Source organism: Actinomadura litoris (assembly GCF_009733595.1).
In the GTDB taxonomy this organism is placed as follows: Bacteria; Actinomycetota; Actinomycetes; order Streptosporangiales; family Streptosporangiaceae; genus Spirillospora; species Spirillospora litoris.
On sequence record NZ_WOFH01000004.1, the window covers coordinates 219,805 to 240,419 of the forward strand.

A 20,615-nucleotide genomic window follows, 5' to 3' on the forward strand; every position below is an offset into this window, starting at 1 on the left:
GGGTGTCCAAGCTCCAGCCGTCCCCGTTCGCGATTGGAACCGGCACCGACCGGGCGGCGGCCGGTGAGCGTCAGGTCTCGTCGGAGGTGTGCTCGGAGGCCTGGGCCAGCCCCGTCTGGTAGGCGATGACGACGAGCTGCGCCCGGTCGCGGGCGTCCAGTTTCGTCATGGCCCGTTGGACGTGGGCGCGGACGGTGAAGGGGCTGAGGAACATCCGGTCGGCGATCTCCTGGTTGGACAGGCCGGTCGCGACCAGGGCCACCATCTCGCGTTCGCGCGGGGTGAGGACGGCGAGCTGCTCGGGAACGCGCGTCGGGGGCCCGTCCGGTGCGGTGGCCAGAAAACGGGCGACCAGGGACCGGGTCGCGGCGGGGGAGAGCAGGGTCTCGCCGTCGGCGATCGTGCGCACGGCGTGCAGCAGGTCCTCGGCCCCCATGCCCTTGCCGATGAAGCCCCCGGCCCCCGCGCGCAGCGCCTGGGCGACGTACTCGTCGGTCTCGTAGGTGGTCAGGATCAGGATGCGGCTGGCGCGCAGGTCCGGGTCCGCGCAGATCTCGGCGGTGGCGGTGAGGCCGTCCACCTCGGGCATGCGGATGTCCATGACCACCACGTCCGGACGCAGCTCCCGCGTGAGCCTCACCGCCTCCGCGCCGTCGGCGGCCTCGCCGACCACCGTGATGTCGTCGGCGCTGTCGAGGAGCAGGCGGAAGGCGCCGCGCAGCAGGGCCTGATCGTCGGCGAGCAGCACCCGGAGCGTCACGACGCGTCCTCCGCGGCCGTGTCCCTGGCGGGCGGGAGGGGCAGTTCGGTGGAGACGAGGAAGCCGCCCTCCGGGCGGCTGCCCGCGGAGAGGTGCCCGCCGACCGCGGTGGCGCGTTCGCGCAACCCGATCAGCCCGTAGCCGGGCGGCTGGTCCGCCGCGGGCGCGTCCCCTCCGTCGTCGGCGACGGTGATGGTGACGCGGTCGCGGTTCCAGGCGAGGCGCACCCGGGCGGTCCCGGTGCCGGCGTGTTTGGCCACGTTGGTCAGGGCCTCCTGGACGATGCGGTAGGCGGTGAGGTCCACTCCCGGTGGCAGCGGCCTGGCGGTGCCCTCATGCTCCACCGTCACCTCAAGGCCCGCGCGGCGGAAGGATTCGAGGAGCGTGGGAAGCCGGGACAGGCCGGGCGCCGGTTCGGAGGGCGCCACCGCGTCCCCGGACTGGCGCAGCAGGCCGACCGTGGCCCGCAGGTCGTCGAGCGCGTCGCGGGTGGTCGCGACGAGTTCCCGCAGGCTCTTGCGCGTCTGCTCCGGACGGGCGTCGAACAGGTGGGAGGCGACCGTCGCCTGGGCGTTGGCCAGGGTGATCTGGTGGGCGACCAGGTCGTGCAGCTCCCGGGCGATGCGCACCCGCTCCTCGGCCACCCTCCGGCGCGCCTCGCTGTCGCGGCTCTCCTCGGCGCGCCTGGCCCGCTCCTCCATGGCCGCCAGGTAGGCCCGGCGGTTCCGCGTCGAGTGGCCGAGGACCGCCGCGATCAGCGGGGACGCCGCCACCAGCCCCATCCGGCTCGCGTCCTTCCAGGAGAGATCCCCGAAAAGGGGGGTGGAGGCGACCAGCAGCGCGGCGGAGGCCAGCGTCACCGCGCTCGCCGCGCGCCCGTCGAGGCGCACGGCGAGCGAGTAGGCGGCGACGACGGCGGGGACCACGATGAGCGGGGTCAGCAGGAGGCCCAGGGGCTGCACCAGCACGCCGCACACGGTCGTGCCCGCCACGGCCGCCAGCGGGGCCCGGTGCCGCACGGGCAGGACGGCGCAGGACACCACGGCGATCACGTAGGCCGCGACCGGCGGCGGTCCCAGCGTGTCGTCGATCTGGAGCACGCCCCCGAGCAGGCAGAACGCGAACGCCACCGCCGTGACCGCCCCCGCGCGCCACCGCGTCCCGCGCACGGCCCCGTCCGCCATGTCCGGCTCAGCGCCCGCCATGGCGCAACCGCGGCAGGGTGGGCGCGGGGGACGGGGCGCGCCTGCTCAGCGCCTCACCCTCGATGTCCACGTTCGGCAGCACACGGTTCAGCGTACGGGGCAGCCACCAGGCCCGGTCGCCGAGCAGCGCCAGGACCGCGGGCGCGATCGCCATCCGGACCACGAAGGCGTCGAAGGCGACGGCGGAGGCCAGGCCGACGCCCATCGTCTGGATGGTCGGGTTGTTCATGCCGATGAACCCGGTGAACACGCTGATCATGATGATCGCCGCGGCGGCCACCACGCGTCCGCTGTGCCGGAATCCGCTGACGATCGCCTCGCCGGGGGACGCGCCGTGGACGTGGGACTCCCGCATCCGGCTGACGAGGAACACCTCGTAGTCCATGGCGAGGCCGAACACGATGCCGATGATGAGGATCGGCATCAGCGACATGACCGGCCCGGTCTGCTCGATGCCGATCAGGTCCGCCGCCCAGCCCCACTGGAAGACGGCGACGACGACGCCGAAGGCGGCGCCGACCGACAGCAGGAAGCCGAGCGCGGCCTTGATCGGGACCAGGATCGAGCGGAAGACCACCAGCAGCAGGAGCACCGCCAGGCCGATCACCACGGTCAGGTAGGGGACGAGGGCGTCGGACATGGCGTCGGAGATGTCGATGTTCAGCGCGGTGGTGCCGGTCACCAGGACGCCGGCGCCCGTGCGGGCCTCGACGCCGGGGGCCGCGTCCCGGATCGCGTGCACCAGGTCCTTGGTCTCACCGCTGTTCGGCGCGGTCTTCGGGACGGCGGTGAGGACGGCCGTGTCCCCGCTCCGGCTGAGCACCGGGGCACCCACCGACGCGACCCCGTCCACCCCGCGCACGGTGTCGACGACCAGGTCCGCGGTGGCCTTGGCGTTCGCGGACCCCGGCATGTCCACGACGACGGTCAGCGGGCCGTTGAAGCCGGGGCCGAAGCCGTCCGACAGCAGGTCGTAGGCGCGGCGCTCGGTGGTGTCCGCCGACTTGGACTCGTCCCCGGGCAGGCCGAGTTCGAGGCTCAGCGCCGGGATCGCGACGGCGCCGAGCCCGAGTCCGGCGACCAGCAGCACGGCGACCGGTCGGCGCAGCACGAACCGCGCCCAGCGGATGCCGAGGCCGGGCCGCCCGGCCTCGGCGGGGTGCGGTCGCTCGTTTCCCGGAACCGTCGCCCTGCGGACGGCGCGGGACAGCACCCGCCGCCCGAAGAAGCCGAACAGCGCGGGCACCAGGGTCAGCGCGACGAGCACGGCGAGCGCCACGGCGCCCGCGCCGGCCAGGCCCATCCTGGTCAGCTCGGGGATGCCGACGACCCCGAGGCCGACCAGGGCGATGAAGACGGTCGCACCGGCGAAGACGACGGCGGACCCGGCCGTCCCCACCGCGCGGCCCGCGGCCTCCTCCGGCTCGCCGCCCCGGGCGCGCTCGTCGCGGAAGCGGGAGGTGATGAACAGCGCGTAGTCGATGCCGACCGCGAGACCCAGCATCAGCGCCAGGATGGCGACGGTGGACGTCAGCCCCAGCGGGACGGCCAGCGCGCTGACCAGGCCGAAGCTGATCGCCACGCCCCAGAACGCGGTCAGCAGCGACAGCCCGGCCGCGACCAGCGACCCGAGGGCGAGGATCAGTACCACCGCCGCGACACCGACGCCGATGAGCTCCGTCGTGCCGCCCGGCGCCTCCTCGGAGTCCAGGGCCGAGCCGCCGACCTCCACGGTCAGCCCCGCGTCCCGTGCCCTGCCCGCCGCGTCCGCCAGCGCGCGCCTCGCGTGCTCGGTCAGGTCGACGGCGTCCACCGCGTAGGTGATCGTGGAGTAGGCGATGGTGCCGTCCTTGCTGACGGCGCCGCTCTGGTAGGGGTCGGTGGTCGAGGCGACCTGGTCGCCCTTCGCCAGCGAGCCGAGCGCGGCGGCGACGGCCGTCCTGCTCCGCGCGGACGTCATCCGCTGGCCGTCGGGCGCCTGGAACACCAGGCGGGCCTCGGCGCCCTGGGAGTTGCCCTGCGGAAACCGCTGATCCAGCAGGTCGAACGCCTTCTGCGACTCGGTGCCGGGCATGGCGAGGTCCTCGTCCTGGCCGGACGGCGCCAGGGCGGCGGCGACCACCGCCAGCACCAGGCCGACCAGCCACAGGGCGCTCACGAGCCGGCGCCGCCTGAAGGCCCACCGTCCGATCCGATAGAGATATGCCGCCACCTGTTGATCACTCCAGACGCCGTTGGAAAGGGGAGTGCGTGAGATTCACGCGCCTCCCAGATTTCCCTCCGGCGCCTACGCCCGGCATCGTCTCCCGCCGCCGTCTTTTCCCTGGTGCGCCTGGACCAGCCGCTCGTATCGCCTAGTGCATATGCACCAGGCCGAGCCGTCCGTTCCCCGCGGGACGCGGGCGCCGAAATCCGGTTGGACGAGCGGCAGGCCGCCGCTAGTGTTCGTCGCACCTCACGGCTGCTGAACCTCGGGGGAGCCCATCGCCCACCGGCGATGTCCCGTGCGTCCACTGCGGACGATCACGTGCCTGACCCATGCCCGAATTCCAGCAGCCACGAAGGAAAAGCCCATGAGCGCATCCCGGCAGGATCCGCGCCTTGTCCGCGCCGACGAAAGTTGGCTCACCCTCCCCAACCGCTGGGGCATTCCCGTCGACATCTGCGCCGGCACCGATGTGCCGATCGAGTCCAGCGCCGTCGACGAGATCCTCACCGTCCTCGAAACCGCCGACACCCTGGAGAGGCTCGCCGCCGCGACCGGGCAGGGGGAGGCGGCCATCGACCGCGTCGCGCTCACCCCGGACCTGCACAAGGGCGCCGGAATCCCGATCGGCACCGTGCTGCGGACCAGCGGCGCGCTGATCCCGCAGGCGGTCGGCAACGACATCAACTGCGGGATGCGCCTGGAGGCGACCTCGCTCACCGTCGACCAGGTCCGGCCCCGGCTGGGGGCGCTGGAACGCCGGCTGCGGCACCTGTTCTTCGAAGGCGGCCGGCGGATCGCGCTGACCGGGGTCCAGCGGGAGGCCCTGCTCCGCGACGGGCTGCCCGGCCTGCTCGGCGTCCCGGGGGAGCGCGCGGACGGGATCTGGTCGCGGCACCGCCGCGAGGACGGGCGGCCGGGCCGGATCCACGGCGAGCGGTACCCGACCACGACCGCCGAGCCGTTCCGCGACTGGATCGCCAGCGCGGGCGGCACCAGCCACGACAGCATCATCGGCAGCGTCGGCGGCGGCAACCACTTCGCCGAGCTCCAGTACGTCGCCTCGATCCACGACCGGCAGGCCGCCTACGCGTGGGGGTTCGAGCTCGGGCAGGTCGTGCTGATGGTGCACAGCGGCTCGCTGTCGCTGGGGCACCAGGCCAACGCCGAGGGCCTGGACCAGGCGAGGAAGGCGTGGCCCGCGTCCGTCCGGGTCCCGGACAACAAGATCCTTCCGATCCTGTCCGGCGGGCGGAACGAGGCGGCGCTCCAGCGCTACCTCGACGCGTTCGGCAACGCCGCGAACTTCGCGGTCGGCAACCGGTACTTCCTCTCGCTCATGCTGCGCCAGGGGCTCGCCGCCGAGTGCGGCGACCTCACCGCCGACCTGGTGTACGACGCCCCGCACAACCTGCTGTGGCGGCACGACGACGGATCGGTCGTGCACCGCAAGGGCGCGACGCCCGCGGGCGGGTACGCCGACGTGGTGGACGGGCCGTACGCCATGTGGGGCGAACCGGTCATCGTGCCGGGGTCGATGGGGGCGGCCAGCTACGTGCTGCGCGGGCACGGCAACGCGCGGACGCTGGCGAGCGCGTGCCACGGCGCGGGACGCCGCGTCCCGCGCGGGGCGGCGTCGCGGGCGAGCGACGCCGACCTCGACGCGTTCCTCGCCGGGTTCCGTGTGGTGACGCCGCTCGACCACCGCGACCCCTCGGTCGCGCGCCGCGCGGACGTGATGGCCGCCTGGCGGCGCGACCTCAAGCAGGAGGCGCCGTGGGTGTACAAGGACATCGGCCCGGTCGTGTCCAGCCTCGAAAGGGCGGGCGTCGCGGACCCGGTGGTCGAGCTGCGGCCGCTCCTGACCGTCAAGGAGTAGCGAGAGGCCGCCCGGACGCGGGTCAGGTGCCGATGCCGTCGAGGAGTGATTCGACGACGGCGTCGGCGCCCTTGGCCGGGGTGAGCTCCGGCATCTCGTGCGCGGCCAGGTTGGTCAGGTGCACGAGCAGGGACCGGGCCCAGCGGTCGGGGAGACCGGGCCGGACCACGCCCTCGCGCGCGGCGCGGTCCATGAACGCGTCGAGGCGGCCGAGCAGCTCGCGCAGGCGTGGGGCGGACTCCGCGTCGTCCGGCAGGCGGCCCAGGTCGATGGGCCAGCGGCGACTGACCCCGATGATGCCCTCGGCGTACCGGTGCAGCGCGACGGTGACCGGCGCCTCGTCCAGCCGGGCGTCATCGACGACCTCCCAGCAGGCGTCGAGCTTGGCCCGGTGGATGGCGGCCACCAGCGCCTCACGGGTGACGAACCGGCGGTAGACGGTGCGCCGGTCGACGCCCGCCCTCGTCGCGATCGCCGCGATGCTCGCGTTCGGATCCTCCCGCAGCAGGAGCGCGGCGGTCTCCAGAACCGAGTCCAGGTTGCGTGCGGCGTCAGCTCTCATGGCGACCCCGATCCTACCCATCCGGCAGGCGGATCCACGCCGAAGAGACTCACTATGGTGGCGCATATTCACCTAAGTGCTACATTGATGTGACAGTATTCAGGTGCGGGAGGGCGTTGCCGATGAAGAACTTCGTCATCACGGGCGGCACGGACGGCATGGGACGCGCGCTGGGGCTCACCTACCTGGAGCGCGGCGACGCGGTCGCGGTAGTCGGCCGCGACGCCGGCAGGGGAGCCGCTTTCCTCGACGCGGCCCGGCGCCTCGGCGCCGCCGAGCGGGCCCGGTTCGTCCGCGCCGACCTGAGCGTGATGGCGGAAACCCGCGGGGCCGTTCAAGAGGTGAGAGCGCATTTCGCCAAGGTGGACGCGCTGGTGCTGTGCGCCCGCCATTTCCGCTCCACCCGCCTCGTCACCGCCGAGGGGTTCGAGAACACGTTCGCGCACTTCTATCTGAGCCGGTTCCTGATGAGCTATGAGATGACCGACCTGCTGGACGCCGCGGACCGGCCGGTCATTCTCAACGTCGCGGGACCGGGGCCGAACCCCGAAGCGGTTCGGTGGGACGACCTCGGCCGCGAACGGGACTACGACGGCCAGGGCGCGCTCATGCAGGGCGGCCTGCTGAACGACCTGCTCGGCACCGGATACGTCCGAATCCGCCCCTCGAAGAAGGTGCGGTACGTGCTGTACAACCCCGGCAGCGTCGCGACCGCCCTCTCCGGCGAATACCACCCGCACGTCGCGGCCCAGATCGAGGTCATGCGCAGGCACGCGCAGCCGGTCGACAAGGCCATCGTGCCGATGCTCGACCTGTTGGACGACCCGCCCGCCGAGCCGCTCAGCGCCGTGGTCATGGGCCGGCCGATCCCCCTGGACGGCCCGGGCTTCGATCCCGGGGCCGCCCGGCGGCTCCACGACCTGACCCGCGAACTCCTCGCCCCCACGCCCTAACCGGAGCGGTCGGCGGCGTGATACTGGCGGATGAGCCAGGTCCCATCATGGTTTTCAGCGACGACGGACAGCCGCACGGGACGGTGCTCGCCGGTGGGAGAGGTGAAGGTCACCTCCGCGAACCCACTTACCAGACGTTCGCCCAGGCGGGTTTCGCCGAGCACTTCGACCTTCGCGGTCGTACCGGTGGGGACATCGCTGTAATAGCCGACGATTTCGGCCGTGCCTTGGCGCAGGACCGGACTGACACCTTGGAAGAGCGCGTCGGGGCTGAACAGCGCGCCCAGATCGGCTGACCTGTGCTGGTCGAAGGCGCGCTGCCAATCGTCGAGTAGTCCCGTGAGGATCCCGGCCGGCGCGGCCCGACCGGTGTGCAGAATTTCGTGCTCCCACCGGTGGCGCGGCTGGGTGTGCAGGCGCCAGTAGTGCTCCGCGATGTCGTCGGGATCGAAATCGGTGCCCGGGGCCACGGGGCCGGCGACGGTGACACTGGCGGCGTGCACCCCGGCGGCTCCGTACTGCTGGTGGAGGAGCCGCACCAGGGTCCGGACCCCTGCCTTGCCCAGCGACAGGCTCACATACTGCGGCTTCGGCTCGGGCATGCCTCCGGTGATGAGAATCGATCCGCTCCCGCGGCGCGCCATTTCCGGCGCCAGGTGACCGGCGGCGGTGAGCGCGCCCACGACGTTGATCGCCCATGCGTCCGCCTGCGCCCGCGCCGACAGTTCCCCGGGCGCGTCGGGCCGGACGAGCGCGGCGTTGTAGACCACGACGTCGGGCACGCCGAACTCGGCGACGGCCCGGTCGAGGGCGGCGCGTAGGGCGTCCTCGTCGGTGCCGTCGGCCGCCGACGTGAGGACCGGCACCCCGCTGGGCGCGACACCGTCGGCCGCGCCGCGCAACGTCTCCTCGCTTCGGGCTATGAGGGTGATCGGCAAGCCCTCCCGGGCGAACCTGCGAGCGACCGCCTGACCGATCCCCGGCCCGGCTCCGACGACAACCACTCCGGACATGACTCCTCCTCGAATATCCCCTGGTCGGGAATATCCGGCACGCTAAGGCGTCACATTCATGTGAAGGTCAACCCGGAGGGGGAGCGGATGCGGATCGGTGAACTCGCCAGCACGACGGGGGTGAACCGGCGGCTGCTGCGCTACTACGAGGACCAGGGGCTGCTGCACCCGACCCGGCTGGCCAACGGCTACCGGGAGTACGACGACGCCGACGTCGCCGCGGTGCGCCACATCCGCGCGCTGCTCACCGCCGGACTCCCCACCACGGCCATCGCCGGGCTCCTGCACTGCGTCCACGACGAGGACGGGCGGATGGTCCCGTCGCCGTGCCCGACCATGATCACGAAACTGCGGGACGAGCGGTCCCGCATCACCGAGGCGATCACCCGCCTGCGCACCTCCCAGGAGGCGCTCGACTCGATACTCGACACCGCGTTGCGGCAACGGCCGGTACCGCTCGCGTGAGCGGCGGAAGAGTCAGGCGCGCGCGGTGAGGAGGCGGCGTCCCGCGTAGACGGCGGCGCCCAGCGCGATCACCGCGGCCCCGGAGATGACCGAGGTCGCCGGTAGGGCGAAGGCCAGGACGAGGCATCCGGCCAGCCCGGCGGCGGCGACCAGGCGGTGGGGGCGGCCCTCCTCGGGGGCGAGGGTCCAGGCGGAGGCGTTGGCGACGGCGTAGTAGAGCAGGACCCCGAAGGAGGAGAAGCCGATCGCTCCTCGCACGTCCGCCGTCGCCGCGGCCAGGGCCACCACGGCGCCGACGAGGAGTTCGGCGCGGTGCGGAACCTGGAACCTCGGGTGCACGGCGGCCAGGGCGTGGGGGAGATGCCGGTCACGGGCCATGGCCAGGGTGGTGCGCGAGACGCCGAGGATCAGCGCGAGCAGGGAGCCGAGCGCCGCCACGGCCGCGCCGGTGCGGACGGCGGGGACCAGCCACCCGGCGCCCGAGGCCCGCGCGGCGTCGGACAGCGGCGCGGCCGCCTCGGCCAGCCCGCCCGGCCCCAGCACCATCAGCACGGACCCGGCCACGGCGCCGTAGACGACCAGGGCGATGCCGAGCGCGAGCGGGATCGCGCGCGGGATCGTGCGCGCGGGATCACGGACCTCCTCGCCCAGGGTGGCGATGCGCGCGTACCCGGCGAAGGCGAAGAACATCAGGCCCGCCGCCTGGAGGACGCCGCCGGCCGTGGCGTCGGAGCCGACGTCCAGCCGCGCCGCGTCCGCCGTGCCGGCGGTGAGGGCCGCGACCACCACGGCGGCGAGCACCGCCAGGACCACGGCCACGATCGCCCGGGTCAGCAGCGCGGACTTCCGCATCCCGGCGTAGTTCACCGCCGTCAGCGCCGCCACCGCCGCGACCGCGACCGCGTGCGCCTGCCCCGGCCACACGTACGAGCCGACGGTGAGCGCCATCGCCGCGCAGGAGGCCGTCTTGCCGACGACGAAGCTCCAACCCGCCAGGTAGCCCCAGAACTCGCCGAGCCGCTCGCGGCCGTACACGTACGTGCCGCCCGAGGCCGGGTAGCGGGCGGCCAGCCGCGCGGAGGAGGTGGCGTTGCAGTAGGCGACCGCGGCGGCCAGTGCCAGCCCGACCAGCAGCCCCGAGCCCGCGGCGCGGGCGGCCGGGGCGAGCGCGGCGAAGATCCCCGCGCCGATCATCGAGCCCAGGCCGATCACGACGGCGTCGGGCACGCCGAGCGTCCGCCGCAGTTCCCGCGGGACGTCGCCTGCGGTGGACGGCCTGCTCATGGGCACACTCCAGGCGACATCAGGCCGGACGCGCTACCGACAACCGACAGCGAACCACATGCCGCCCTCGGCGGCCACCGTCAGCGGCGGGTGGTGCTACCGGAGCCGCTGCTTGCGCGCATGGGTCCGCGCTTTCATCCGGTTGCCGCAGGTCGCCATCGAGCACCACCGCGCGGTCCCGGGACGGCTGTGGTCGATGAGGAACAGGTTGCACTCCTGGTTGGCGCAGGCCCGCAGCCGCCCCGGCAACTCCGTGCCGACGCGCGACCACGCGAGGACGACGCGAACGGCCAACTCGTCCTCGGGCGCCGCGTCCAACCGCCACGACACGCCCTCGGCCGAGACGGCGGGACGCAGCCGCGCCTGATCGAGCACCGAGGCAAGGTCGCCGACCTCCGAGGACGTCCGCCGGATGAGCCGTTGCAGGGTGTCACGCACCAGCCGCAGGCGGTCGCGTTCCCCGCTCGTGCCGCGTCCTCCCAGAGCCCGTGCCCAGTCCGCGGCCCCGTCTCCGGCCAGGACGTCCGTGGAGCGCCCGTCGACCACCGGGGTGCTGTTCAGCACGGCGAGCAGCAGTTCCTCGTCCTCGACCACGGCTCCCTCTCCTTGACACGCCGTCGGGCCCTGTGCATGATGAGCATAACCTAACCAGTTAAATCCATTTAAGGGGTTACCGTGGTCGCTGTTCATCACCGCACCGTGGACGTCGACGGCCTCACCGTCTTCTACCGGGAGGCGGGCCCCTCGGACGCCCCCGTCCTCCTGCTGCTGCACGGCTACCCGACGAGCTCGCACATGTTCCGCCACCTCATCCCGGCGCTGGCCGGGCCCTACCGGGTGATCGCGCCCGACCACATCGGCTTCGGCCGCTCGTCGGCGCCCAGCACGGAGGACTTCACCTACACCTTCGACAACCTCACCGAGGTGACCCGCGGCTTCCTGGACCGCCTCGGCGTGGAGCGCTACGCGATCTACGTCCAGGACTACGGCGCACCCATCGGCTGGCGCCTCGCGCTGGCCTCCCCGGAGTCGGTCACCGCCGTCGTCTCGCAGAGCGGCAACGCCTACGAGGACGGGTTCGACCAGGAGTTCTGGAAGCCCATCTGGGCCTTCGGAGCCGAGCGCACCCCGGAGAACGAGGCGGGCGTGCGGGGCGCCCTGGACCGGGAGGCCATCGAGTGGCAGTACACCCACGGCGTCCCCGACCCCAGCCTGATCGACCCCGACGCCTGGGAGCACGATCTGGCGCTCCTCGCCCGGCCCGGGATCGACCGCGCCCAGGTCGCCCTGTTCGGTGACTACGCCGGCAACCGCCCCCTGTACCCGGCGGTGCATGAGTGGCTGCGGTCGAGCCGCGTCCCCGTCCTCGCGGTCTGGGGCCGCAACGACGAGATCTTCCTGGCCGCGGGCGCGGAGGCGTTCCGGCGGGACGCGCCGGACGCGGAGATCACCCTGCTCGACGGCGGCCACTTCCTCCTGGAGAGCCACCTCGACGAGGTCGCCACCGCCATCGTCAAGTTCCGCCCCCGCGTCCTCGAAGCACTGGAGGCCCCCCCGGGGCCGTCCCAGCGCTGACACCACGGGTAGACACGGCCACCACCGCGGCCGCTCGCCGCGGTGGTGGCCGCCGTGTCCACCAAGGTCAAACGAAAAACCGTTTGTCACCTGCGCGGACCTCCTGTGATGATCTTGGTTCTATGAGCCTTCCCGTCATCGCCGAGATACCGACCGGCCCCGTGGACGTACCCGAAGCCGTCGCGGCCCTCGCCGGAGGCGACACCGTCACCCCGGTGTGGCGCAACGAGCTCGGGGGGCTGACGTTCCGCCTCGCGGGCGACGCGGTCAGGTACGTCAAGTGGGTCGCCGCGGGCACGCCCGAGATCGATCTGGCCGGGGAGGCGGAGCGGCTGGCCTGGGCGAGCCGGTGGGTCCCCGTTCCGCGGGTCATCGAGCACGGTGCGGACGACGACGGCGCCTGGCTGGTCACGGCGGAGATCCCGGGCCGCTCCGCCGTGGACCCCCGGTGGAAGGCCGAGCCGGAGAGGGCGGCGGCCGGGATCGGGCGGGGGCTGCGCCTGCTGCACGACTCCCTGCCCGTCGATCGCTGCCCGTTCGACTGGAGCGTCGAGCGACGGCTCGTCCGCGCCGATGAGCGCATCGCCGACGGGGAGGGACCGGGCGACTGGTCGCCCGAGTACCGGCACCTGGACCTCGCGAAGGCCCGGGCACGCATCGGTGAGCCGCCCGAGATCGACCGGCTCGTCGTCTGCCACGGGGACACCTGCGTCCCCAACACGCTGCTGCACGACGACGGCGGGTTCGCCGCGCACGTGGACCTCGGCTCGCTCGGGACGGCCGACCGGTGGGCCGACCTCGCGGTCGCGGCGTGGAGCACGGAGTGGGACTACGGTCCGGGGTACGACCGCGTCCTGTACGAGGCCTACGGGGTCGCCCCGGACCCTGAGCGCATCGACTACTACCGCCTGCTCTGGGACATGGCCTGAGCGCCCCGGGGCGGTCCGCGAGGTTCGGGGCCGCCGACCCGTGTGCGAGGGTGGGCGGCATGGCCGACCACGAGCGCGCCCCGTCCGCACCGCCCAGGCGGTACGTGCTGACCGGGGCGCCGGGCGCGGGCAAGACCACGATCGCGCACCGGTTGCGGGCTCGCGGGTACACGGTGATCGACGAGGCGGCCACCGACGTCATCGCCCGCCTGCAGGCCGGCGGCGAGGCAGAGCCCTGGACGCGCCCCGGATTCGTCGAGGAGATCCTCCGGACGCAGGAACAGCGGCGGCGGGCGGCCGACGCGTCCGGCGCGGTGGTGCAGATCTACGACCGCTCACCGCTGTGCACGCTGGCCCTGGCCCGCTATCTGCGGCACCCCGTCCCCGCCGCGCTGACGGCGGCGATCGACCGCATCACGCGCGAGGACGTCTACCAGCAGGTCTTCCTGATCCGACCGATCGGCTTCGTCACCCCGACGGAGGCGCGCCGGATCACCTTCGAGGAGTCCCTCGCCTTCGCGCGCGTGCATGAGCAGGTCTACCGGGACCACGGCTACGAGCTGATCGACGTGCGGCCCTCGCCCATCGAGCAACGTGTGGCGGCGATCGAACACCACATCCGATCCGGGGTCCCTTCGGCGGCGGAGGGCTGAGCGCGAGCCCGCCTCGTGCCCCTGGGGCCTCGCCGTTCGCCGGACGCGGTCGCGCCCGGCGAACGGCGGAGAGATCAGGCGGTCAGCGCCACGTCTCCTCGTCGGCGACGCCCGGGACCGGCTTGCCGATCACGGCGACCGCGGACCAGAAGGCGACCTGGCCGATCCCGATCATCAGCGTGGCCAGCGCCTTCTCGTCGAAGTGCTCGGACGCCTCGGCGTACAGGGCGTCGGAGACCCGCTCCCCGCCGGCGGCGGGCAGGAACACGCCCTCCGCCAGCGCCAGCGCGGCACGCTCGGCGCCCGTGAAGTAGGGCGCGTTCCGCCAGGACACCACGGCGGCGATCCGCTCCTCGGTCTCCCCGGCCTTACGGAGCGCCTCGGTGGACCGAATGATCAGATAGGTGCTGCCGACGATCTGGCCGATGCGCAGGCCCGCCAGGCCCATCGGTCCCTCTGGCAGCGAACCGCTGCCGGTGGCCTTGGCCAGCGCACCCGCCACCGGGATGAGTTCGGGCACCAGGACGGTGGGGTTGGACATCCGCGATCCCATGGTTCCTCCATGATGTTCAAGACCGGCTCTCTGACCGGCGTCCTGTCGGTCGGACGGCGCTACGACGTCCGGACGCGGCGGAAGGTAACGCCGGTGCCGCGCGTTACCTCACCGTCGTGCGGTGCGTCCTGGTGGTGACACCGTCCTGGACCGGGGGAGACCATGACCGAAGAAGAACAGCTCGCCGCGAGGTTCGAGGACCAGCGTCCCTATCTCCACGCGATCGCCTTCCGCGTGCTCGGCTCGCACGCGGACGCGGACGACGCCGTCCAGGAGGCGTGGCTGCGGCTCGTGCGGAACGGCGGCGGCGACATCGAGGACCTGCGCGGATGGCTCACCACGGTGACGGGCCGGATCTGCCTGGACGTGCTGCGCAGGCGCGGGACGCGCGGCGAGCAGCCGCTGGAACTCGACATCGGCGCGCTCCAGCGCGAGCCGGTCGGGGGCGCGCGGCTCGATCCCGAGGAGGAGGCGGTGCTGGCCGAGTCGGTCGGCCTGGCGCTGTACGTCGTCATGGACGCGCTCACCCCGGCGGAGCGGGTGTCGTTCGTCCTGCACGACGTCTTCGAGGTTCCGTTCGACGCGATCGCCGCCGTCCTCGGACGCAGCACCGCCGCGTCGAAGATGCTGGCCAGCCGGGCCCGCGGAAGGTTGCGGTCGGGCACGCCCTCGCCCGACTCCCACGCCGCGGCGCGGGAGGTCGTCGAGGCGTTCTTCGCGGCGGCCGGCCGGGGCGACGTCGCCGGGCTGCTCAGCGTCCTCGCCCCCGACGTCGAGGTGCACGCCCAAGGGCTGGAGGGGGAGTTCGTCGTGCGGGGCGCGGAGAGGCTCGCGGCGCGGGCGACGACGTTCGCGCGCCCGGACGCGCGGGTGCATCCGGCGCTCGTCGGCGGGGTTCCCGGGGTCCTCATCACCGTCGAGGGGCGGCCGACGACGGTGATGGCCTTCACCGTCGCCGGCGGTGTGGTGACCGCGATCCGCACCGTCACCGACCCGGCCCGGCTGGAGCAGGTCGTCCCCTCCTGGGTCGCGTGACCGCTCGGCATCGCCGCACCTTTGGAGGTGCGGCGCGCCGAGGGCTGCGTTCTTCTGTCCCTGTCGGTGCCGATTCGCCGTGCCCCCGCCGACCCCGGCGAAGGACACGGTCACACCCCTCCGCCGCCGTTCGTCACGGCGGCGACCCATCAGAGAACCTAGTCAGGCGGAAAATGACACACACAACACAGCGGCGCGGGCTCGCGCTCGCCCTCCTCGCCGCCACCCAGTTCGTGCTCGTGCTCGACGCGTCGATCGTCGGCGTCGCCCTTCCCTCCATCGGCAAGGACCTGGAGTTCGCGCCCGAGGACCTCTCCTGGGTCGCCAACGCCTACACGCTGACGTTCGGCGGACTGCTGCTCCTCGGCGGACGCGTCGCCGACCTGGTCGGACGGCGCCTCATGTTCATGGTCGGCATGGGGCTGTTCTCCGCGACGTCCCTGGTCGGGGCGCTGTCGGTGAACGCCGGGATGCTGGTGGGGGCCCGCGCCGTGCAGGGCGTCGGCGCCGCGATCGTGGCCCCGGCGGCGCTGTCGCTGATCATGACGATCTTCACCGCGGGTCCGGAGCGCAACAAGGCCATGGGCGTCATCGGCGCGGTCGCCGGGGCGGGCGGCGCGGCCGGGTCGATCCTCGGCGGCGGCCTGACCGAGTGGCTCGGCTGGGAGTCCACCCTCTACGTGAACGTCCCGATCGGGATCCTGGCGATCGCGTTGTCGCCCTGGCTCCTGCCCGAGGCGAAGGACCCGGGCGCCCGCGGCTTCGACCTCGCGGGGGCGGTGACGGCCACCGGCGGGCTCGCGTCGCTGGTCTACACGCTCGTCGACGCCAACAACGCGGGCTGGCGGTCCGCGCAGACGTTCGGCCTGGGAGCGGTGTCGCTGCTGCTGATCGCGCTGTTCTTCGTCATCGAGTCCCGGGCCGCGCAGCCGCTCATGCCGCTGCGGATCTTCCGCCTGGGGATGCTGCGCGGCGCCAACATCATCGCCCTGCTGAGCACGATGGCGATGTTCCCGATGTTCTTCTACATGACCTTCTACATGCAGCAGGTGCTCGGCTACGGGCCGGTCAAGGCCGGGATGGCCGCGCTGCCGCTCGCGCTGACGATCGCGGTGACGGCGGGGGCGGCGTCCGCGCTGATCACCCGGATCGGCGTCCGGGCGCCGATGGCGGCCGGGCTGGTCGTGACCGGCGCCGGGCTGGCCTGGTTCTCCCGCATGTCGGTCGACGGGAGCTTCCTGGTGGACGTCCTCGGCCCGTCCATCGTGATCGGGGTCGGCAGCGGGCTGGCGTTCGTCACCACCACCGTCGGGGCGACGTCGGTCGCGCGCCAGGAGGAGGCCGGACTCGCCTCCGGCCTGTTCAACACCGCCCAGCAGTTCGGCGGCTCGCTCGGCCTGGCGGTGGTGGTCGCGATCGCCACCGCCCGCACGACCGACGTCCTGGAGGGCGGCGAGCGCGTCGCCGCCGTCGCCCTCACCGAGGGCTACCGGATCGGCATGCTGACCGCGGCGGGGATCGCGGTGGCGGCGGGCCTGCTGGCGCTCGCGCTGATCCCGGGCCGTTCGGCGGCGGGCCAGGGCCAGGAGGTGACGGCCACCGCCGATCCCGCGACGATCTGACTTGTGGCGGGTTCGCCGCCCGTGGTGGGCTGTGCGTGGTGGGCTGTCCGTGGCGTTCGCCACGGACAGCCATTCTTTGCGACGGCGGAAATTGGTCGCCCCCTCCACTTCGCGGGTCCCGTATATCGCGAGCGTATTGAAAAGCGAATACGCCATGGCAACAGGCATTCCTCTTCAGTGGAGGTATGCACAACGCACCACTGCCATCGCCGTCCCACCGAAGACGCTGGATCGTGTTGGTCGCTCTGGCGACGATCCTCAGTGCGGCGATCGCCGTGTTCGCCGTGGTGCGGTCGCTCGGGTCCTCCGAGTCCTCCGACCCGTCGGGCACGGCGGGTGTGTCGGTGGAGATCAGCCAGTCGACCAGGCGGCTGACCCCGGACGAGGCCAACGGCGTCATTCCCGAGAACGCGCCGTTCTCGGTGTTCGACCGGAGGCCGGCGGTGAGCAGGCTCGACCCGGACCTCCGCGCCGCCCTGCGCCGGGCCGCGCAGGCCGCGCAGGCCGCCGGCGTCCGTATCCGCGTGAACAGCGGCTGGCGGTCGCCCGCCTACCAGCGGCGCCTGCTGCGGAACGCCGTCACGAAATACGGTTCGGAAAGGGAGGCGGCGCGGTGGGTGGCCACCGCGGAGACCTCCGCCCACGTGTCGGGCGACGCGGTCGACCTCGGCCCTTACGCGGCCACGAATTGGCTTTCCGAACACGGCGCCGCATACGGGCTGTGCCAGATCTACCGCAATGAACCATGGCATTACGAACTGCGCCCCGGCGCCGCCGGCGGCGGTTGCCCGTCGATGTTCCCGGACCCGACCTTCGACCCGAGGATGCGGCGGTGAGCCGGAACCCGGTCGCGCTGGAGCGCCGGACGGGCGCCTTCCGGCCGCCGACCTTCCAGACGCTCCCCGCCGCGGTGGCGGCGAACGTGGCCGAGATCCGCGCGCGGACCCAGAGCACGATCATCGCCCTGGTGAAGGCGGACGGCTACGGCCACGGCGCCGCCACGGTCGCCCGCGCCGCCGTCGCCGCCGGCGCGGAGTGGCTCGGGACGACGAGCATCGCGGCGGCCTCCGAGCTGCGCGCCGCGGGTCTCACGGTGCCGATCCTCACCTGGCTGCACTCCTCCGGAATCGACGCCGGGGCGGCGGTGGCCGGCGGGATCGACGTCGCGGTCGGGTCGGTGGACGAACTCGACGCGCTCGTCTCACAGGCCGCGTCAACGGTGCGGGTCCACCTCCATATGGACACCGGAATGGCCCGGGGCGGCTGCCCCCGCTCCCGGTGGAAGGAGCTGGTCGGTCTCGCTCGGCGCGGTCAGCAGGCGCGCAGGATCCGTGTCGCGGGTGTCATGGGGCATCTGCCGCTGGCCGATCATGCCGATCCCCTCGCGAACGCCCCGGCGGTCTCGGAGATGGAGGAGGCGCGGCGGGCAGTCCGGGAGGCGGGGCTCGGGTCGCCGCCCGCCCATCTCGCGGCCACCTCGGGGACGCTGACCGATCCGGCGACCCACTTCGACATGGTCCGCGTGGGCGCGGGGCTGGTCGGGATCGATCCGTCGGGGACGGTGAAGCTGCACGGCGCGTCCCGCCTGACCGCGCCGATCGCGCACACGGCGGCGGTGGAGGCCGGTACTCCGGTCGGCTACGGCGGCGCGTACGTCACGGAGCGTGCCACCCACCTGAGCATCCTGCCGGTCGGCTACGCCGACGGAATCCCGCGGGGGTGCTCGCCCGAGGCCGGCGTCGAGATCGGCGGCAGCCGTTTCCCGGTCGTCGGACGGGTCTCGATGGACCAGATCGTGATCGACACCGGCGCCGCGCCGTTCCCGGTCGGCACGTCCGCGACCGTGTTCGGGCCGGACGGCGGCGCGACGCCGACCGTCCAGGACTGGGCGCGCTGGGCCGGGACCATTCCCCACACGATCGTCACCGGCATCGGACCGCGCGTGAGAAGGAGTGTCGCGTAACACCGCGTTACCCCGGTGTCGTCCCCCCGTACAAACGACCACCGTACGTCACCATATGTCAGCGATATGCCGTGACGCATAAGCTTCAGGGATGCGCGTGTTGATTGTGGAGGATGAGCCCTACCTGGCCGAAGCCGTCCGGGACGGCCTCCGGCTGGAAGCGATCGCCGCCGACATCGCGGGCGACGGGGACTCCGCGCTGGAACTACTCAGCGTCAATTCCTACGACCTCGCGGTCCTGGACCGGGACATCCCCGGCCCCTCCGGCGACGAGGTCGCGCGGCGGATCGTCGCCTCGGGCAGCGGCATCCCGATCCTCATGCTGACCGCCGCCGACCGGATCGACGACAAGGCGTCCGGTTTCGAGCTCGGCGCCGACGACTACCTGACGAAGCCGTTCGAGCTCCGGGAACTGGTTCTGCGGCTGCGGGCGCTGGACCGGCGCCGCGCCTATGCCCGGCCCCCAATCAGCGAGATCGCGGGCATCCGGCTGGACCCCTTCCGCCGGGAGGTGTTCCGCGACGGGCGCTACGTCGCGCTCACCCGCAAGCAGTTCGCCGTGCTCGAAGTCCTCGTCACCGCCGGGGGCGGCGTCGTGAGCGCCGAGGAGCTGCTGGAGCGGGCCTGGGACGGGAACGCCGACCCCTTCACCAACGCGGTCCGGATCACCGTCTCCGCGCTGCGCAAGCGCCTCGGTGAACCGTGGATCATCGCCACGGTGCCCGGCGTCGGCTACCGGATCGACACCGAGCCGGGAGGTACCGATGAATAGCCGCCGCTCATGAACAGGCGCCCGGGGCTGAGCGCCCGGCTGAAACTCACGGTCAGCTACGTCGGGTTCCTGCTGCTCGCCGGTGCGCTCCTGCTGGCCGTGGTGTGGGCGTTCCTGCTGCGCTACGTCCCCGACACCACGCAGTACGGGCCCGGCGGGTTCAGCCCGAGCCGCACCGACCTCACGCGCGCCTTCACCCCCGCCGCCGTCACGGCGATGATCTTCCTGCTGGTCTTCGGCTCCCTCGGCGGATGGGTCCTCGCCGGCCGGATGCTCTCGCCGCTCACGCAGATCGCGGAGGCGGCGCGGTCGGCCGCCAACGGATCACTGTCCCACCGCATCCGCATGCGCGGCCCCCGGGACGAGTTCCGCGAACTGGCCGACGTGTTCGACACCATGCTCCACCGGCTCGAATCCCACGTCGCCCAGCAACGGCGCTTCGCCGCGAACGCCTCCCACGAACTGCGCACGCCGCTGGCGATCTCGCGGACGCTCCTGGACGTCGCCCGCAACGACCCCGCGCGGGACAAGGGCGAGCTCATCGAGCGCCTCCACACCGTCAACACGCGCGCGATCGACCTCACCGAAGCCCTTCTGCTGCTCAGCCGGGGCGACAGCGGGAGCTTCACCCGTGAGCCGGTCGATCTGTCCCTCATCGCCGAGGAAGCCGCCGAGACGCTGCTCCCCCTCGCCGAGCAGCGCCAGATCACGCTCGACGTCACCGGCGAGAGGACACCGGCCGTCGGCTCGGCCGAACTCCTCCTGCGCGTGGTGACCAACCTCGTCCAGAACGCCATCGTCCATAACCTGCCGATCGGCGGTACCGTGCGGGTCCACACCGAGTCGCTGTACGACGCGAGCGTGCTGTGGGTCGAGAACACCGGCGCTCCGCTCCCGCCGGAACTGGTGCCGACGCTCACCGAGCCTTTCCAGCGCGGAACGGAACGCGCCCGGAGCGACGAACACGCGGGCGTCGGGCTGGGGCTGGCCATCGTCCAGAGCGTCGTCGGGGCACACGACGGGACGCTCACCCTCACGCCCCGCCCTGATGGCGGTCTCCTCGCGCTGATCCGGCTACCCGTGACGCCGCGCGCATCGGCCTCGACCAAGGCGACGAGATGGCTGACCGGAGACCCGGTGCCCTCGCCGGACTGAGCCTTCCCCCGATGTGATTGGATCAGCGGCC

Annotated in this window: 20 protein-coding genes; 12 read left to right on the forward strand and 8 right to left on the reverse strand. The window is 72.8% G+C overall.

Going from position 1 to position 20,615, the window contains the following annotated elements:
• Positions 1-70: 70 nt before the first annotated feature.
• The 3 genes from GNZ18_RS12345 to GNZ18_RS12355 are packed head-to-tail and all read right to left on the reverse strand — an operon-like array spanning position 71 to position 4,123.
• A complete protein-coding gene (locus GNZ18_RS12345) occupies positions 71-760 on the reverse strand; it encodes a response regulator transcription factor (RefSeq protein WP_312874458.1) in 690 nt (229 codons plus the stop codon).
• Entirely contained in the window at positions 757-1,965 is a 1,209-nt protein-coding gene (locus tag GNZ18_RS12350) for a sensor histidine kinase (protein WP_214619436.1), read from the reverse strand. Before GNZ18_RS12350 ends, GNZ18_RS12345 begins: the two co-directional genes overlap by 4 nt.
• On the reverse strand, positions 1,952-4,123 hold the full coding sequence (locus GNZ18_RS12355; RefSeq protein ID WP_312874459.1) for an MMPL family transporter: 2,172 nt from the start codon (positions 4,121-4,123) through the stop codon (positions 1,952-1,954). The genes GNZ18_RS12350 and GNZ18_RS12355 overlap by 14 nt, the downstream gene beginning before the upstream one ends.
• A 415-nt stretch (positions 4,124-4,538) precedes the next feature.
• On the opposite strand from GNZ18_RS12355, the gene GNZ18_RS12360 reads away from it, so the two are divergent.
• On the forward strand, positions 4,539-6,050 hold the full coding sequence (locus GNZ18_RS12360; RefSeq protein WP_156216444.1) for an RtcB family protein: 1,512 nt from the start codon (positions 4,539-4,541) through the stop codon (positions 6,048-6,050).
• A gap of 22 nt (positions 6,051-6,072) precedes the next feature.
• Here the strand turns inward: GNZ18_RS12360 and GNZ18_RS12365 are convergent, their stop codons facing one another.
• The gene (locus tag GNZ18_RS12365; RefSeq protein WP_156216445.1) at positions 6,073-6,612 is read right to left on the reverse strand and encodes a TetR/AcrR family transcriptional regulator; all 540 of its coding nucleotides are present in this window, start codon (positions 6,610-6,612) and stop codon (positions 6,073-6,075) included.
• Between the two features lie 122 nt (positions 6,613-6,734).
• On the opposite strand from GNZ18_RS12365, the gene GNZ18_RS12370 reads away from it, so the two are divergent.
• Positions 6,735-7,565 (forward strand): SDR family NAD(P)-dependent oxidoreductase, encoded by an 831-nt coding sequence (locus GNZ18_RS12370; protein WP_156216446.1) that lies wholly within the window; start codon positions 6,735-6,737, stop codon positions 7,563-7,565.
• Here the strand turns inward: GNZ18_RS12370 and GNZ18_RS12375 are convergent.
• Complete coding sequence (locus GNZ18_RS12375; protein ID WP_156216447.1) at positions 7,562-8,578, reverse strand: SDR family NAD(P)-dependent oxidoreductase; 1,017 nt, start codon at positions 8,576-8,578, stop codon at positions 7,562-7,564. The genes GNZ18_RS12370 and GNZ18_RS12375 overlap by 4 nt on opposite strands.
• 87 nt (positions 8,579-8,665) lie before the next feature.
• Here GNZ18_RS12375 and GNZ18_RS12380 point away from each other — a divergent pair, with 87 nt between their 5' ends.
• The gene (locus GNZ18_RS12380; RefSeq protein ID WP_156216448.1) at positions 8,666-9,043 is read left to right on the forward strand and encodes a MerR family transcriptional regulator; all 378 of its coding nucleotides are present in this window, start codon (positions 8,666-8,668) and stop codon (positions 9,041-9,043) included.
• Between the two features lie 12 nt (positions 9,044-9,055).
• Here GNZ18_RS12380 and GNZ18_RS12385 read toward each other — a convergent pair whose 3' ends face one another.
• Together GNZ18_RS12385 and GNZ18_RS12390 are read right to left on the reverse strand one after the other, a co-directional pair.
• Positions 9,056-10,327 carry an APC family permease gene (locus GNZ18_RS12385; protein ID WP_156216449.1) on the reverse strand — a complete coding sequence of 424 codons (1,272 nt, stop codon included), beginning with the start codon at positions 10,325-10,327 and terminating at the stop codon, positions 9,056-9,058.
• A gap of 96 nt (positions 10,328-10,423) precedes the next feature.
• On the reverse strand, positions 10,424-10,921 hold the full coding sequence (locus tag GNZ18_RS12390; RefSeq protein WP_312874460.1) for a CGNR zinc finger domain-containing protein: 498 nt from the start codon (positions 10,919-10,921) through the stop codon (positions 10,424-10,426).
• A gap of 81 nt (positions 10,922-11,002) precedes the next feature.
• Here GNZ18_RS12390 and GNZ18_RS12395 point away from each other — a divergent pair, with 81 nt between their 5' ends.
• The 3 genes from GNZ18_RS12395 to GNZ18_RS12405 all read left to right on the forward strand — a co-directional run bounded on the left by GNZ18_RS12395 (position 11,003) and on the right by GNZ18_RS12405 (position 13,484).
• Entirely contained in the window at positions 11,003-11,902 is a 900-nt protein-coding gene (locus GNZ18_RS12395; RefSeq protein ID WP_214619429.1) for an alpha/beta fold hydrolase, read from the forward strand.
• Between the two features lie 122 nt (positions 11,903-12,024).
• Entirely contained in the window at positions 12,025-12,831 is an 807-nt protein-coding gene (locus GNZ18_RS12400) for an aminoglycoside 3'-phosphotransferase (RefSeq protein ID WP_156216451.1), read from the forward strand.
• 59 nt (positions 12,832-12,890) lie between these two features.
• A complete protein-coding gene (locus GNZ18_RS12405) occupies positions 12,891-13,484 on the forward strand; it encodes an AAA family ATPase (RefSeq protein ID WP_156216452.1) in 594 nt (197 codons plus the stop codon).
• An 82-nt stretch (positions 13,485-13,566) separates the two neighbouring features.
• Here the strand turns inward: GNZ18_RS12405 and GNZ18_RS12410 are convergent, their stop codons facing one another.
• Positions 13,567-14,037, reverse strand: coding sequence for a carboxymuconolactone decarboxylase family protein (locus GNZ18_RS12410; RefSeq protein WP_156216453.1), 471 nt, complete (start codon positions 14,035-14,037; stop codon positions 13,567-13,569).
• A 162-nt stretch (positions 14,038-14,199) separates the two neighbouring features.
• On the opposite strand from GNZ18_RS12410, the gene GNZ18_RS12415 reads away from it, so the two are divergent.
• From GNZ18_RS12415 to GNZ18_RS12440, 6 genes are all read left to right on the forward strand, one after another.
• Complete coding sequence (locus GNZ18_RS12415) at positions 14,200-15,072, forward strand: sigma-70 family RNA polymerase sigma factor (protein ID WP_156216454.1); 873 nt, start codon at positions 14,200-14,202, stop codon at positions 15,070-15,072.
• Positions 15,073-15,245: 173 nt separating this feature from the next.
• Positions 15,246-16,694, forward strand: a complete 1,449-nt coding sequence (locus GNZ18_RS12420) for an MFS transporter (RefSeq protein WP_156216455.1) — start codon at positions 15,246-15,248, stop codon at positions 16,692-16,694.
• Positions 16,695-16,927: 233 nt separating this feature from the next.
• Positions 16,928-17,530 carry a M15 family metallopeptidase gene (locus GNZ18_RS12425; protein WP_308166265.1) on the forward strand — a complete coding sequence of 201 codons (603 nt, stop codon included), beginning with the start codon at positions 16,928-16,930 and terminating at the stop codon, positions 17,528-17,530.
• Positions 17,527-18,657 carry an alanine racemase gene (alr, locus tag GNZ18_RS12430; RefSeq protein ID WP_216651261.1) on the forward strand — a complete coding sequence of 377 codons (1,131 nt, stop codon included), beginning with the start codon at positions 17,527-17,529 and terminating at the stop codon, positions 18,655-18,657. Before GNZ18_RS12425 ends, alr begins: the two co-directional genes overlap by 4 nt.
• Positions 18,658-18,748: 91 nt before the next feature.
• Positions 18,749-19,429, forward strand: coding sequence for a response regulator transcription factor (locus tag GNZ18_RS12435; RefSeq protein WP_156216458.1), 681 nt, complete (start codon positions 18,749-18,751; stop codon positions 19,427-19,429).
• Positions 19,430-19,438: 9 nt separating this feature from the next.
• The gene (locus GNZ18_RS12440; RefSeq protein WP_156216459.1) at positions 19,439-20,584 is read left to right on the forward strand and encodes a sensor histidine kinase; all 1,146 of its coding nucleotides are present in this window, start codon (positions 19,439-19,441) and stop codon (positions 20,582-20,584) included.
• The last annotated feature ends 31 nt before the right edge of the window (positions 20,585-20,615 follow it).

Bases quoted from the DNA above. Each gene is read 5' to 3' on its own strand.
- GNZ18_RS12350 (WP_214619436.1), bottom strand. From the start codon at position 1,965: ATGGCGGGCGCTGAGCCGGACATGGCGGACGGGGCCGTGCGCGGGACG.
- GNZ18_RS12360 (WP_156216444.1), top strand. From the start codon at position 4,539: ATGAGCGCATCCCGGCAGGATCCGCGCCTTGTCCGCGCCGACGAAAGT.
- GNZ18_RS12365 (WP_156216445.1), bottom strand. From the start codon at position 6,612: ATGAGAGCTGACGCCGCACGCAACCTGGACTCGGTTCTGGAGACCGCC.
- GNZ18_RS12370 (WP_156216446.1), top strand. From the start codon at position 6,735: ATGAAGAACTTCGTCATCACGGGCGGCACGGACGGCATGGGACGCGCG.
- GNZ18_RS12375 (WP_156216447.1), bottom strand. From the start codon at position 8,578: ATGTCCGGAGTGGTTGTCGTCGGAGCCGGGCCGGGGATCGGTCAGGCG.
- GNZ18_RS12380 (WP_156216448.1), top strand. From the start codon at position 8,666: ATGCGGATCGGTGAACTCGCCAGCACGACGGGGGTGAACCGGCGGCTG.
- GNZ18_RS12385 (WP_156216449.1), bottom strand. From the start codon at position 10,327: ATGAGCAGGCCGTCCACCGCAGGCGACGTCCCGCGGGAACTGCGGCGG.
- GNZ18_RS12400 (WP_156216451.1), top strand. From the start codon at position 12,025: ATGAGCCTTCCCGTCATCGCCGAGATACCGACCGGCCCCGTGGACGTA.
- GNZ18_RS12405 (WP_156216452.1), top strand. From the start codon at position 12,891: ATGGCCGACCACGAGCGCGCCCCGTCCGCACCGCCCAGGCGGTACGTG.
- GNZ18_RS12410 (WP_156216453.1), bottom strand. From the start codon at position 14,037: ATGGGATCGCGGATGTCCAACCCCACCGTCCTGGTGCCCGAACTCATC.
- GNZ18_RS12415 (WP_156216454.1), top strand. From the start codon at position 14,200: ATGACCGAAGAAGAACAGCTCGCCGCGAGGTTCGAGGACCAGCGTCCC.
- GNZ18_RS12420 (WP_156216455.1), top strand. From the start codon at position 15,246: ATGACACACACAACACAGCGGCGCGGGCTCGCGCTCGCCCTCCTCGCC.
- GNZ18_RS12435 (WP_156216458.1), top strand. From the start codon at position 18,749: ATGCGCGTGTTGATTGTGGAGGATGAGCCCTACCTGGCCGAAGCCGTC.
- GNZ18_RS12440 (WP_156216459.1), top strand. From the start codon at position 19,439: ATGAACAGGCGCCCGGGGCTGAGCGCCCGGCTGAAACTCACGGTCAGC.